This is a genomic window from Mycobacterium sp. IDUB_39, assembly GCF_055419205.1.
In genome coordinates this window covers 209,770-223,142 of the sequence record NZ_JBVAXF010000004.1, presented here as the reverse complement: position 1 = coordinate 223,142, position 13,373 = coordinate 209,770, and the positions used below count along the sequence as shown (strand labels likewise).

Here is a 13,373-nt window from a genome sequence, read left to right as displayed (position 1 = left end):
CGCGCCAATCCGCAAGCTACAGCTACTTGGCGTCCCGATACTTCGCCATCGCGTCATCCAGCCGCTGCAGCGCCTCACCGTACTCGGAGAAGGTGCCATCGTGCTGCGCCTGCTGCACGCCGTCCAACGCGGCATTGACCTCTTGCAGCGCCGCGGCTTTCGCACCGGAGAGCTGCACCGGACCACCCGGCGGAACGGCAGCGGCCGGTACCGGCGCCTCGGGGCGGCCCTGCTGCCCCGGCGGCGTCGCGGCCGGCGGCGCGGCGTTGCCCTGCTGCGCGGCCGGCGGCGGAGCGCTACCCGGCTGCCCGACCGTGGGGGCGGGTCCGGTGGCCGTGGCGCCCGCACCGGGACCGAAGATCTCGTCGAGTGCGTCGCGAACCGTGGGCCCGTAACCGACCTTGTCGTTGTACATCATCGCCACACGGATGAGGCGCGGGTACGACGAGGCGGCGTCACTTGCGCCCGGCGAGGCGTAGATCGGCGCGACGTACAGCAGGCCACCGGCACCCACCGGCAGGGTCAACAGGTTGCCCCAACGGATGCGGTTCTGGTTGTCCCGGCCGATGACGCCGAGGTCCTGGCTGACCGCTGTGTCGGTGCTGATCGCGTTGAACGCCAGCTTGGGACCGTTGACCTGTCCCGGGATGGTCAACACGGTGAGCTTGCCGTAGTTCTTGGGATCCGAGCTGGCGCTGATATAGGCGGCCAGGAAGTCACGCCGGAACCGGTTCATCGCACTGGTCAGCTGGAATGCCGCCGAATTGTCGTTCGCGGCAACGTCCTTGGCGACGATGTAGTACGGCGGCTGGTAGCTGCTCGCGGTCGGGTTCGGATCCAACGGGACATCCCAGAAGTCAGATGTCGAGAAGAACGTCACCGGATCGTCGACGTGGTACTTGGCCAGCAATGCCCGCTGCACCTTGAACAGGTCCTCGGGGTAACGCAGGTGCTCCTGTAGTTCGGGGGTCATGTCGGCCTTGGGCTGCACCGTGCCCGGGAAGACCTGCATCCACGCCTGCAGCACCGGATCCGTCTCGTCCTGGGCGTACAACGTCACGGTGCCGTCGTAGGCGTCGACGGTGGCCTTCACCGAGTTTCGGATGTAGGACACCTGCTTGTCGGGAACCAGCCGGTTGAACGCCACCTCATTGGAGTCCGCGGTCGCGCTCGACAGCGACGTCAGCTCCGAGTACGGGTAGTTGTCCAACGTGGTGTAGCCGTCGACGATCCACACCATCCGCTTGTTGACGATCGCGGGGTACATGCTGGTGTCGGTGGTGAGCCACGGGGCCACCGCCTCGACGCGCTTGGCCGGGTCCCGATTGAACAGGATCTTGCTGCTCTCGTTGATCACATTGGAGAACAGGAAGTTGCGCTCGGCGTACTTCGCAGCGAAAACGCTGCGCGTCATCCAGTTGCCGATCGGGACACCGCCCGAGCCACCGTAGGTGTAGTTCTTGGTCTCGGTGTTGGTCTCGTAGTCGTACTCGCGGTCGATGCCGTTCTTACCGACGATCGCGTAGTCCTCGGCGGCGTTGGCGATCACCGGACCGAAGTAGATCCGCGGCTGATCCAGCGGAGCCGGCCCAGGCGAGACCACACTGCCGTTCGCCCCGACCACGCTGGCCAGGAACTCCGGGTAGCCGCCGTTCTGGTTGGGATCGTTGGCGATACCGCGCACCGTGTTGGCCGGCGAGGCGATGAAGCCGTTGCCGTGGGTGTAGACGGTGTGGCGGTTGATCCAGTCGCGCTGGTTGTCGATGAGGCGGTCGGGGTTCAGCTCGCGCGCGGCGACCACGTAGTCGCGCAGGTTTCCGTCCGGGCCCACATAGCGGTCCATGGCCAGCTGATCGGGGAAGAAGTAGAAGTTCTTGCCCTGCTGGAACTGTGTGAACGCGGGGCTCACGATGGTCGGATCGAGCAACCGGATGTTGGACGTCGTCGCCCGGTCGGCCGCCACCTGTTCGGCGGAGGTGTTGGAGACGCCGCTGTAATCGCGGTAGGTCACCGTTTCATCGGTCAGACCGTAGGCCTGCCGGGTGGCCGTGATACTGCGGCTGATGTACTCCGATTCCTTCTGCGCAGCATTGGGTTTGACGCTGAACTGCTCGACGATCAGCGGCCAGCCCGCACCGATGATCAACGACGACAGCAGCAGCAGCACCACGCCGATCGCCGGGATGCGCAAGTCCCGCAGGAAGATCGCGGAGAACACCGCGACCGCACAGATCACGGCGATGGCCAGCAGGATGAGCTTGGCCGGCAGCACCGCGTTGATGTCGGTGTAACCGGCACCCGTGAACGGTTTGCCGCCGCGGGTGTGGCTCAGGAGCTCGTAGCGGTCGAGCCAGTAGGCGAAGGCCTTGAGCAGGATCAGCGTGCCGCCCAGCGAGATCAGCTGGATACGGGCGGCCCGGCTCAGTGCACCGGTGCGGCCAGCCAGCCGGATACCGCCGAACAGGTAGTGCCCGAGCAGGTTGGCGATGAGCGCCAGGAACGTCACGACGAACAGGTAGCTCAGGACCAGGCGGTAGAACGGCAGGTCGAAAGCGTAGAAGCCGAGGTCGAGACCGAACTGCGGATCCGCGACGCCGAAGGCGGTGCCGTGCAGGAACAGCTGCACCCGGACCCAGTACGTCTGCGCGACGACACCGGCGAGCAGACCGATGAACGCCGGCAAGCCGATCGTGTACAGCCGCATCCGCGACATCACCGCGGTGCGGTACCGGGCGACGGGGTCATTGGGTCCTGCGGCCGGCACGAACACGGGCCGCGTGCGGTAGGCCAGGGTCAGCGCGCCGTACACGACGAGTCCGACGACCAGCGCCGCCACCACGAAGACGATCAACCGGGTGACCAGCACGGTGGTGAACACCGAGCGGTAGCCGAGTTCGCCGAACCACAGCCAGTCGACGTACGCGTCGATGAAGCGCGGCCCGATCAACAGCAGCACGACAGCGATCAGCGCTGCGCCAATCAGAATCCGGCTACGTTGCGTCAGCTTGGGCATCCTTGCCGCGGGCCGCATCCCCACTCGTCAACTCCAGTCTCAGTGATCGTGCTTTATGGCGTCGACCAGTCGACGTGCCCCAACTCTACGCACTGGGTTCCAAGAGACTTCTCAGCATGCGGGGGGTTCGCCACCAGCGGAATAGGTCTTCAACGCGTCGACTGCAGTGCTGAGGGTGTCCACCTTGATCAGTCGAAGACCATCCTGGTGCGCGGTACGGGCCTCGGCGCAGTTGTCGGCGGGCACCAGAAACACCGTTGCGCCCGCCTCGCGGGCCGCCAGCATCTTGTGGGTGATGCCGCCGATCGAGCCGACCTTGCCGTCATCGCTGATGGTGCCGGTGCCTGCGACGAAGTTGCCGCCGTTGAGCTCTCCGGTGGTCAGCTTGTCGATGACGGCGAGGCTGAACATCAGCCCCGCGGATGGTCCGCCGATGTTGGCGAGGTTGAAGTCGATCTTGAACTCGGCCCACGGCGCGTCGAGCACGCCGACGCCCAGGTAGCCGTAGTCCCGGTCGGGATTGTCACCGAGGGTGATGGTGGTGGTGCCCGCCGGCTCGTTCTTGCGCCGGTAGTCGACGATCAACTGATCACCGGGCTTGGTGGTCTTCAGCATCGTGGTGAACTCCTCGACGTTGGCCACGTTCTTGTTGTTGACCATGTCGATGGCATCCCCGGCCTGCAGCTTCCCCATTGACGGTCCCGGGTCGGTGACCGACTCCACGGTGACGGCCGACGGGTACTTCAGGTAGGACAGCGCGGCGTACTCGGCGCTGTCCTCGGAGCGCTTGAAGTCCTTGTTGTTGGCGTCGTCGATCTCGTCCTTCGACTTGTCCGGCGGGTAGACCAGGGCCCTGGGCACGAGCTGATCGCGGCCCGAGATCCACAACGCCAGCGCCTGCCCGAGCGTGATGCCGTCGCTCTGGGACACCGTCGTCATGTTGAGGTGCCCGGTGGTGTCGTGGACCATCGTGCCCTCGATGTCGACGACCTCCTTGCCCTCGACCTCACCGAGGGTGTCGAACGTCGGCCCGGGACCCAACCCGACGAAGGGAACCGTCACAGCGGACAGCAGCAAGCCGAACGCCACAATCGGCACCAGCGCCACCACCAGGGTCAGAATCCGCCTGTTCACGCTGCCCACATTAGGGCTCGGTGGTCGGTTCACTCTCAGCGTGACCCGCCTACCCGCGTGGTGTGGTCACGGTGAGTACGGTTGAAGGCATGGCTGACCTGCCCTTCGGGTTCAACTCCGGAGACGACCCCGACCGTGATAAGCCCAAGAAGGACCCCGATTCTGCTGCGGGGGCGGATCCGTTCGGGTTCGGCGGCGCCGGATTCGACATGTCCGACCTGGGCCAGATCTTCTCCAAGCTCGGCGAGATGTTCAGTGGCGCAGGCGGGATGGCCGGCGGCCAGCAGTCGGGTCCCGTGAACTACGACCTGGCCCGCCAGTTGGCGTCCAGTTCGATCGGCTTCGTCAAGCCGATACCCGAGCAGACCACCAGCGCGATCTCCGATGCCGTCCGTCTCGCCGAGACCTGGCTGGACGGCGCGACCCCGCTCCCGGCAGGCACCACCAGGGCGGTGGCCTGGACGCCGAGCGACTGGATCGACAACACCCTCGACACCTGGAAGCGGCTGTGCGATCCCGTCGCCCAACAGATGGCGTCGGTGTGGGCGTCCACACTGCCCGAGGAGGCCAGGGCGATGGCCGGCCCGCTGATGGCGATGATGTCGCAGATGGGCGGGATGGCCTTCGGGTCGCAGCTCGGACAGGCTCTCGGCACGCTGTCCAAGGAGGTGTTGACCTCCACCGACATCGGACTACCACTGGGACCGAAGGGCGTCGCCGCGCTCATGCCCGATGCCATCGAGGCGCTCGCCGAGGGACTCGAGCAGCCACGCAGCGAGATCATGACGTTCCTGGCGGCGCGCGAGGCCGCCCACCATCGCCTGTTCAGTCACGTGCCGTGGCTGTCGAGCCAGCTGCTCAGCGCCGTCGAGGCGTTCGCCAAGGGCATGAAGGTGGACACCAGCGCCATCGAGGACCTCGCCCGCGGCATCGACCCCTCGGCACTGACCGACCCGTCGAAGATGGAGGAACTGCTCAGCCAGGGCATGTTCGAGCCCAAGGCAACACCCGAGCAGGTCGTCGCCCTCGAACGGCTCGAGACGATGCTGGCCCTGATCGAGGGCTGGGTGCAGACCGTCGTCACCGCGGCCCTGGGTGACCGCATCCCGGGCACGGCGGCACTGTCGGAGGTGCTGCGTCGACGCCGCGGCACCGGCGGCCCCGCCGAGCAGACCTTCGCGACGCTGGTCGGGCTGGAGCTGCGGCCCCGCAAGCTGCGCGAGGCAGCCACACTCTGGGCGCGACTGACCGACGCCGTTGGCGCCGACGCGCGCGACGCGGTGTGGCAGCACCCCGACCTGCTACCCGGCGCCGATGACCTCGACGAACCCGCCGCGTTCATCGACCGGATCATCGGCGGTGACACCGACGCGATCGACCAGGCGATCGCCGACCTGGGCAAGGACAGTGACACCGACAAGGGCACCGGCCAGCCGCCTGTGGATAACTAAAGCGGCTCTACCGCCGACCGTGACACAGTCGGCGGGTGCAGCGCTACACGCTCAATCCGGTCATGCCGGTGTTGATGCGGCCCGACGGCGGCGTCCAGGTCGGATGGGATCCGCGTCGCGCAATCCTGGTCCGCCCACCGGACGGTCTGTCTGCCGCCGCGCTGGCCGATCTGCTGCGCGCCATGCAGTCCGGCATCGGGTTGCCCGACCTGATGTCGCTGGCCCGCAACCGCGGAGCCGTCGACGATGACGTGGTCGCCGACCTCCTCACGTCGCTGACACAGTCGGGAATTGTGACGGTCGACACACCCCAGACTCGCTCGGCATCCATCCGCATCCACGGTCGCGGGCCACTGTCGGACCTGCTGGCCGGGGCGTTGCGATGCTCTGGGACGCGCGTGCGGCGCAGCAACCTCAGTCACGCCGGCGTGCGGCCCGGAAGCACCGATCTGGTCGTTCTGTCGGACTATCTGGTCACCGACCCGCAGGTCGTGCGGGATCTGCACGACGCGCGGGTGCCGCACCTGCCGGTCCGGATCCGCGACGGCTCGGGGCTGGTGGGGCCGCTCGTAATCCCGGGGCTGACAAGCTGTCTGCACTGCGCCGACCTGCACCGTAGCGATCGCGACGCCGCATGGCCCGCGGTGGCCGCGCAGTTGCGGCACGCCGTCGGCAGCGCCGATCGGGCGACCATGCTGGCCACCGCCGCGCTCGCACTCAACGAGGTCAACCGCGTCATCGACGCCGTCCACCGCAACGCGGGCGACACACGCCTGGCAGGCGACCCACCACCGACGCTGGACACCACCCTGGAACTCGACGTTCGCACCGGATCGACCGTCAGCCGCCGGTGGTCTCGGCATCCGCAGTGCGAATGTTGACATCAAGCGTTGCCACTTTCATCCGATGTTCGGCACGCCCGAGTGGCAACTCGGCGTCGTCATGGATGATGGTCGGGTGTCAGAGATCAAGCGCGGGCGGGCGGCCCGCAACGCCAAGCTGGCTTCGCTTCCCGTCGGTTTCGCCGGCCGGGCCGCTCTGGGCCTCGGCAGACGACTCACCGGCTCATCCAAGGACGAGGTCACAGCTGAGCTGATGGAGAAGGCAGCCGATCAGCTGTTCACCGTCCTGGGCGAGCTCAAGGGCGGGGCCATGAAGGTCGGCCAGGCACTGTCGGTCATCGAGGCCGCGGTCCCCGAGCAGTTCGCCGCGCCCTACCGCGAGGCCCTGACCAAGCTGCAGCGCGAGGCTCCCCCGCTGCCCGCCGACAAGGTGCACCGGGTGCTGGACTCCCAGCTCGGCACCAAGTGGCGTGAGCGCTTCACATCGTTTGACGACGACCCCGTCGCGTCGGCCAGCATCGGCCAGGTGCACAAGGCCGTGTGGTCCGACGGCCGCGAGGTCGCCGTCAAGATTCAGTACCCCGGCGCCGACGGGGCGCTACGCGCCGACCTGAAGACCATGAAGCGGATGGTCTCGGTGTTCAAGCAGTTGGCCCCCGGCGTCGACATCCAGGGTGTGGTCGACGAACTCATCGAACGCACCGAGATGGAACTCGACTACCGGCTCGAGGCCGACAACCAGCGTGCCTTCGCCAAGGCCTACCGCGATGACCCGCACTTCGTGGTGCCCGCGATCATCGCCAGCTCACCCAAGGTGGTGATCGCGGAGTGGATCGAGGGCATCCCGATGTCGCAGATCATCCGTAGTGGCACACAAGAACAACGAGATCTCTTGGGCACCAGGCTGTTCGAGCTGACCCACGACGCCCCCAGGCGGCTGGAGCTGATGCACGGCGACCCGCATCCGGGCAACTTCATGCTGATGCCGGGCGGCAAGATGGGCGTGATCGACTTCGGCGCGGTGGCGCCGCTACCCGGTGGGCTGCCGATCGAACTGGGTTACGCCCTGCGCTATGGCGCGGCCAAGGACTACGACAATCTGCTGACGACCATGGAGCGGGTCGGTTTCATCCAGAAGGGTGAGCAGGTGTCCACCCGGGAACTCGACGAGATGCTGCGCCAGTACGTCGAACCCATCTCGGTGGAGTCCTTCCACTACACCCGCAAGTGGCTGCAGAAGCTGACCGCGGCGAACATGGACCGCGCGGTGGCACAGATCAAGACCGCACGCCAGATGGACATCCCGCCCAAACTGGCGATCCCGATGCGCGTGATCGCCTCGGTGGTCGCGATGTCCTGCCAACTCGACGCGACCGTTCCCGTCCGGGCGATCGCCACCGACCTCATCCCAGGCTTCGCCGACGAGGCCGCCTAGCGCTTGAAGCGCCAGGCGGCCAACGTCTTTGGGCGGGTCAGTCTTTGGGCGGATCAGCCTTTGGGCGGATCAGCCTTTGGGCGGGTCAGGCAGCCACGGGGTGCTTGCGCGGACGGCCACGCGGACGCTTGCGCGCCACGATGGTCCCGCGCTCGATGATCTCCCCACCCCAAACGCCCCACGGCTCCTGCCGTTCCAGGGCGGCGTCGAGGCACTCCCGCCGAAGGGGGCAATCCGCGCACAACGCCTTGGCCCGCTCCAACTCGACGGGGCTCTCGGCGAACCACAGATCAGCTTCTTCCTCGTGACAAGGCACCGACAGCCTCTCGCGGCATGTTCGGTCCGACATGACTCTCCTGCTTCCTGGTCGTACTTCGGCGGTCATCTGTGTTGATGGATCCTCCGACCAGGTGATTCGGCTTCCCGAATAACTATGGCCACGGATCCGTTGAGTTCGGGTCCGTGGCCATGAGGCATGTCGTGGGCAGTCCTAGATGGAGCCCCGATTCACGGACGCGAGCGTCGCAGCGGCGTTACGGCGCTTACGCGGCGCAACCACCGCCGCAGCGGCGTGCGCCGCTGCGGGCGCATGGGAGGCCCACGAAACGCCGGAAATGCTTACGCCGCTGAACGCGTTGCTGTCAATCATGATTCGGGACCTCCTCTCGCACGTGCTCGGTAGTGCACCCCACAGGGTGCCTCTCGAGGTTAGAGGCTAGCACCGGAAACTGACAAGCGATTTTCTGACCAGCAGTTTTGGCATGATCTTTGCGAAAGCTGGCAGTAATGGGAGCACGTCTGGTGGCGAGACTGACGCAATGGCTGTTCTCGAGGCCCCGGGAGCAACCATTTCGTCGGGTCTCGGCGGGAGGGGTCTGGCTGAGGCGCCGGTCTCAGGACCGCGATCGCACCAATTCCAGAACGTCGGGACCGAACTGCTCGAGCTTGCGCGCACCGATCCCGGGGATCGCGACCAGACCCGCATCGTCGGCGGGCAACGTCTCGGCGATGGCGATCAGCGTGTTGTCGGTGAACACCACGTAGGCAGGCACGCCCATCTCCTTGGCGGTGCGCAGCCGCCAGTCCTTCAGTTCGGCCAGCAGCGCCTCATCGATATCCGACGGGCAGTCCTCGCAGCGGCGCAGCATGATCGACGCCGGCGTGGTCAACGCGGAATTGCAGACGCGGCACCGTGGTGCCGGGCCGCGCTGGCGGCGCGGCTTGCCGGGCCCGGTGTCGGCGGAGGCCTGCGGGGCAACACCGTTGAGGAACCGCGACGGCTTGCGGCCCTGCCGTCCGCCCGGTGCGCGCGCCAGCGCCCAACTCAACGCCAGGTGAACCCTGGCTCTGGTGATGCCGACGTAGAACAGGCGGCGCTCCTCCTCGACGGCCTCGCTGTCCGCGCCCTTCGACAGTGCATGCGAGATGGGCAGCGTGCCGTCGGCGAGGCCAACCAGGAACACCGCGTCCCACTCCAGGCCCTTCGCGGCGTGCAGCGACGCCAATGTCACGCCCTGAACCACCGGGGCGTGGCGTGCGTCGGCGCGCTGCCGCAGCTCGACCACCAGCCCGCGCAGATCCAGCGCCGGCCGCTGCGCCACTTCCTCGTCGACGAGTTCGGCGAGCGCCGTGAGCGCCTCCCAGCGTTCCCGCGCCTTGGTGCCCGGTGGCGGTTCGGCGGTGAGGCCGAGCGGTTCGAGGAGTTCGCGCACGACCGGCGGGAGGTCGGCGCCGCTCACGTCGACACCCCGCTCGCCGGCCCTGTGCAACGCCAGCAGCGACTGCCGGATCTCCTGCCTGCTGAAGAAGCCCTCGCCGCCGCGGACCTGGAAGGCCACACCCGCCTCGGTGAGCGCCTCCTCGTAAACCTCCGACTGCGCGTTGATCCGATACAGCACGGCGATCTCTGAAGGCGCCGTACCGGATTCGATGAGTTTCTTGATCTTCTTGGCGACGGCGGTGGCCTCGGCGACCTCGTCGGAATGCTCGCTGAACGACGGCTCCGGGCCCGCGTCGCGCTGCCCGATCAGGTGCAGCCGACTGCCCGCCATCCGGCCTCGCGCCCCCGCGATGACCCGGTTGGCCAACGACACCACCTGGGGCGTGGACCGGTAGTCGCGTTCCAGCCGCACGACGGTGGCGTCCGGGAAGCGCCGGGAGAAGTCGAGAAGGTAATTCGGGGTGGCACCGGTGAACGAGTAGATGGTCTGGTTGGCATCGCCCACCACGGTCAGGTCATCGCGCTCCCCCAGCCACGCGTCGAGCACCCGCTGCTGCAGCGGCGTGACATCCTGGTACTCGTCCACGACGAAGCAGCGGTAGCGGTCCCGGAACTCCTGCGCCACGGCGGCGTCGTTCTCGATGGCGGCCGCGGTGTGCAGCAGCAGGTCGTCGAAGTCGAGCAACGTGGTGCCCTCGCGGCGCGCCTTGGCCGTCTCGTAGCCGGCGTAGACGGTGGCGACCTTGGCGGCATCGAACGGGATGTCGCGGCTGACCTTGGCGACCGCGGCCGGGTAGCCCTCCGGGCTGATCAACGATGCCTTCGCCCACTCGATCTCACCCGCAAGGTCGCGGACGTCATCGGTGCTGACGTGCATGCCCGCCCGGTTTGCGGCCTGGGCGACCACGGCGAACTTGCTGTCGAGCAGCTCCCAGCCGGTGTCACCGACGAGGCGCGGCCAGAAGTACTGCAGCTGCCGGCGCGCGGCGGCGTGAAACGTCATGGCCTGCACCGCCCCGGTCCCCACACCGCCCGCCTCGGTGTCCAGCGCACGCAACCGGACGCGCATCTCACCCGCGGCACGCGAGGTGAACGTGACGGCCAGCACCTGGCTCGGCGCCACGTGACCCGCCGCGACCAGATGGGCGATACGCCGGGTGATGGTGCGGGTCTTGCCCGTACCTGCACCCGCCAACACGCAGACGGGACCGCGCGGCGCCTGGACCGCCTCGCGCTGTTCGTCGTCGAGGTCGCTTAGGGGAACCGCACCCGCCGTCGCCGAGGGATCAGTCGCCGAGGCATCGGGGGACGCCGCTGGGACCTCACTGGGCATGCCGACCATCTTGGCAGGGTCCTGCGACACATCTCGCCCGGCACCGGCCATGTCGGGCATGTTCGCGGCCTCCGATATGTTGAACGTCCTATGAGCGCTGAACTGACCATGTACACCACGAGTTGGTGTGGCTTCTGCTCCCGCCTCAAGATGGCCCTGAAGTCCGAGGGAATCCGCTGGACCGAGGTCGACATCGAGGCCGACCCCGCAGCAGCGGAGTTCGTGGGCTCAGTGAACGGTGGCAATCACGTGGTGCCGACGGTGAAGTTCGCCGACGGTTCGACGCTGACCAACCCGAGCGCGCGCGAAGTCAAGGCCAAGCTCTCCGCATAAGACGTCGGTCACGGCGGCCGGCTCAGTCCAGCGCCGCCCAGGACTCGATGATCTCCCGGGCGATCGAGATCGACCCAGGCAGCAACAGTCGTGACGGCGAGTCGCCGCGCACGTGAGGAGCAGAGAGTCCTGAGCTCCAGTCGCCGTCCGCCAGTGCGGCGCGGACCTCGGCGCGGGTGAACCAGCCGGCCTCGGCGATCTCGCCGTCGTTGAACGAGAACTCCTGCTCCGGATCGCCGATCGCATGGAATCCGACCATGAGGGATCGTGGGAAGGGCCAGGGCTGGCTGCCCAGGTAGCGCACGTCGCGCACGGAAAGCCCGACCTCCTCGGCGATTTCGCGCACCACGCAGGACTCGAAGGACTCCCCCGCCTCGACGAACCCGGCGAGCAACGAGAACAACCGCTCGGGCCACATCGTCTGGCGGGCCAGCACCGCTCGGTCGTGACCGTCGTGCACCAGACAGATGACGGCGGGGTCGATCCGCGGGAACTCCTCGTGTCCGTTGACCGGATTGACTCTCGACCAGCCGCTCTTGGTCGACTTGGTGGCCGACCCGTCGACGGCGCTGAACCGGGCCTGGTCATGCCAGTTCAGCAGCGCGGTCGCGGTCGACACCAACTGGGCACTGACGTCATCGAATACGGTGCCCGCCCGGCGCAGATCAAGTACCTCGGATTCGGCGTCGGGATCCTCGGGCGCCTCCAGTGCCGCCCGCACCGCCCACACGTGCCTGCCGTCCTCGAGACGCCCCAGAAACACCGCGTGATCATCCGGTTTCGCGGCGTACTTCGCGGCCTGCCCCAGCACCACACGGCCACCCGAGATGAGCACCTGGCTGCGGTGGTCGACACGCAGCAACAACGCGTCGGACCATCCCGCCACCGCGGCGTCGACGTCGGTGCGCAACACGTCGGCGCGGTCTGCCCCGACCCGCGACAGCAGCGGGACGTTACGCAGTTTGAAGTCGGTCATCGCTTTGTCTTCGTCATAGCGAGCTTTGTCCCCGTCATGGCCGCTCAGTGGTCCGAGTCCGCGGTCTTGACCACCAGGAGCCGATCACCGAATTCGACGGCGTCGACCTTCGGATCGTCGACGTGGATCAGCTTGCCGTCGCGCACCACTCCCAACACGATGTCGCGCATGTGTCGCGGCGACGCCCCAACGTCCTTCGCTTCGACGGGGCGCTCGCTGATCGCGAAGCCCGCCTCCGGCGTCAGCAGGTCCTCCATGACCTCGACGACACTCGGGGTCTTCTTGGCGATACCCAACAGGCGGCCCGCGGTCTCGGAGGTGACCACGGTGGTGTCGGCGCCGGACTGCTGCAGCAGATGCTGGTTCTCCGCCTCGCGCACGGCGGCGATGATCTTGGCCTTCGGCGCCAGTTCACGCGCGGTCAGCGTGACGAGGACCGCCGTGTCGTCCCGGTTGGCGGCCACGATGATGGTCTCGGCGTGCTGGGCACTGGCCAGCCGCAGCACGTCGCTGTCGGTGGCGCTGCCGCGCACGGTCACCAGGCCGGCGCTCTTGGCCCGTTCAAGTACGGCGGGGTTCTCGTCGACGACGACTATGTCGCCCGGTGCCACTCCATCACTGACCATCGCGGCGACCGCGGTCCTGCCCTTGGTGCCGTAGCCGACGACGACGGTGTGATTGCGCACGGATTTCCTCCAACGCTGAATTTTGAGTGCTTGACGCGACTGCGTGGTCAGCGTCTCGACGGTGGTGCCAATGAGCACGATCAGGAACGCCACTCGTAGCGGCGTGATCACCAGGACGTTGATCAGCCGCGCAGACGGGGTGAACGGCGTGATGTCGCCGTAGCCGGTGGTCGACAGTGACACCGTCGCGTAGTACAGGCAGTCAAGAAATGACAGATCGTCACCTTGAGCGTCTCGATAACCGTCGCGGTCCACGTAGACGATGAGCACCGCGGCGAACAACGCCCCAAGCGCGTACAGGACGCGCATGGCGATCCTGCGCGCAGGGCTGACAAACGGTTCGGGGATGTTGAGGACCTCGACGAGATCGGCGTCCGGCCGATCCGCCAGGTTCTGGTCGATCCTCGCCAGTCGGCGACGCAACCTACCCTTGGCCACGAGGGCCCACCA

General features: G+C 67.2%; 11 protein-coding genes. 4 read left to right on the top strand and 7 right to left on the bottom strand.

All coding sequences use genetic code 11. The features are described from left to right. Nucleotides 1-22: 22 nt before the first annotated feature. Together ACZY0X_RS16405 and ACZY0X_RS16400 are read right to left on the bottom strand one after the other, a co-directional pair. Nucleotides 23-3,037 (bottom strand): UPF0182 family protein, encoded by a 3,015-nt coding sequence (locus ACZY0X_RS16405; protein WP_463771885.1) that lies wholly within the window; start codon nucleotides 3,035-3,037, stop codon nucleotides 23-25. 87 nt (nucleotides 3,038-3,124) lie between these two features. Continuing rightward, a complete protein-coding gene (locus ACZY0X_RS16400) occupies nucleotides 3,125-4,147 on the bottom strand; it encodes a YlbL family protein (RefSeq protein ID WP_463771883.1) in 1,023 nt (340 codons plus the stop codon). An 89-nt stretch (nucleotides 4,148-4,236) separates the two neighbouring features. Between ACZY0X_RS16400 and ACZY0X_RS16395 the strand changes: the two genes are divergently transcribed. From ACZY0X_RS16395 to ACZY0X_RS16385, 3 genes are all read left to right on the top strand, one after another. After that, the gene (locus ACZY0X_RS16395) at nucleotides 4,237-5,598 is read left to right on the top strand and encodes a zinc-dependent metalloprotease (protein ID WP_463771881.1); all 1,362 of its coding nucleotides are present in this window, start codon (nucleotides 4,237-4,239) and stop codon (nucleotides 5,596-5,598) included. A gap of 35 nt (nucleotides 5,599-5,633) precedes the next feature. Next, on the top strand, nucleotides 5,634-6,479 hold the full coding sequence (locus ACZY0X_RS16390) for a TOMM precursor leader peptide-binding protein (RefSeq protein ID WP_463771880.1): 846 nt from the start codon (nucleotides 5,634-5,636) through the stop codon (nucleotides 6,477-6,479). A gap of 61 nt (nucleotides 6,480-6,540) precedes the next feature. Then, a complete protein-coding gene (locus ACZY0X_RS16385) occupies nucleotides 6,541-7,875 on the top strand; it encodes a macrolide-binding ATPase MABP-1 (protein ID WP_463772463.1) in 1,335 nt (444 codons plus the stop codon). Nucleotides 7,876-7,960: 85 nt separating this feature from the next. On the opposite strand, the gene ACZY0X_RS16380 is transcribed toward ACZY0X_RS16385, so the two are convergent. The 3 genes from ACZY0X_RS16380 to ACZY0X_RS16370 form a co-directional block, all read right to left on the bottom strand. After that, a complete protein-coding gene (locus ACZY0X_RS16380; protein WP_463771878.1) occupies nucleotides 7,961-8,224 on the bottom strand; it encodes a WhiB family transcriptional regulator in 264 nt (87 codons plus the stop codon). A 141-nt stretch (nucleotides 8,225-8,365) separates the two neighbouring features. Then, the gene (locus ACZY0X_RS16375) at nucleotides 8,366-8,524 is read right to left on the bottom strand and encodes a hypothetical protein (protein ID WP_463771877.1); all 159 of its coding nucleotides are present in this window, start codon (nucleotides 8,522-8,524) and stop codon (nucleotides 8,366-8,368) included. Nucleotides 8,525-8,768: 244 nt separating this feature from the next. Beyond that, nucleotides 8,769-10,988 (bottom strand): ATP-dependent DNA helicase UvrD2, encoded by a 2,220-nt coding sequence (locus ACZY0X_RS16370; protein ID WP_463771876.1) that lies wholly within the window; start codon nucleotides 10,986-10,988, stop codon nucleotides 8,769-8,771. 30 nt (nucleotides 10,989-11,018) lie between these two features. On the opposite strand from ACZY0X_RS16370, the gene mrx1 reads away from it, so the two are divergent. Further along, nucleotides 11,019-11,261, top strand: a complete 243-nt coding sequence (mrx1, locus tag ACZY0X_RS16365) for a mycoredoxin Mrx1 (RefSeq protein WP_463771875.1) — start codon at nucleotides 11,019-11,021, stop codon at nucleotides 11,259-11,261. Nucleotides 11,262-11,283: 22 nt separating this feature from the next. Here mrx1 and nudC read toward each other — a convergent pair whose 3' ends face one another. After that, nucleotides 11,284-12,237 carry an NAD(+) diphosphatase gene (gene nudC, locus ACZY0X_RS16360; protein WP_463771873.1) on the bottom strand — a complete coding sequence of 318 codons (954 nt, stop codon included), beginning with the start codon at nucleotides 12,235-12,237 and terminating at the stop codon, nucleotides 11,284-11,286. A gap of 44 nt (nucleotides 12,238-12,281) precedes the next feature. After that, nucleotides 12,282-13,361, bottom strand: a complete 1,080-nt coding sequence (locus ACZY0X_RS16355; protein WP_463771871.1) for a potassium channel family protein — start codon at nucleotides 13,359-13,361, stop codon at nucleotides 12,282-12,284. Between the last annotated feature and the right edge of the window lie 12 nt (nucleotides 13,362-13,373).

What these genes read in the sequence shown, in the direction of transcription:
- ACZY0X_RS16395 (WP_463771881.1), top strand. Translation starts at nt 4,237, where the DNA reads ATGGCTGACCTGCCCTTCGGGTTCAACTCCGGAGACGACCCCGACCGT.
- ACZY0X_RS16385 (WP_463772463.1), top strand. Translation starts at nt 6,541, where the DNA reads ATGGATGATGGTCGGGTGTCAGAGATCAAGCGCGGGCGGGCGGCCCGC.
- ACZY0X_RS16380 (WP_463771878.1), bottom strand. Translation starts at nt 8,224, where the DNA reads ATGTCGGACCGAACATGCCGCGAGAGGCTGTCGGTGCCTTGTCACGAG.
- ACZY0X_RS16375 (WP_463771877.1), bottom strand. Translation starts at nt 8,524, where the DNA reads ATGATTGACAGCAACGCGTTCAGCGGCGTAAGCATTTCCGGCGTTTCG.
- ACZY0X_RS16370 (WP_463771876.1), bottom strand. Translation starts at nt 10,988, where the DNA reads ATGCCCGACATGGCCGGTGCCGGGCGAGATGTGTCGCAGGACCCTGCC.
- mrx1 (WP_463771875.1), top strand. Translation starts at nt 11,019, where the DNA reads ATGAGCGCTGAACTGACCATGTACACCACGAGTTGGTGTGGCTTCTGC.
- nudC (WP_463771873.1), bottom strand. Translation starts at nt 12,237, where the DNA reads ATGACCGACTTCAAACTGCGTAACGTCCCGCTGCTGTCGCGGGTCGGG.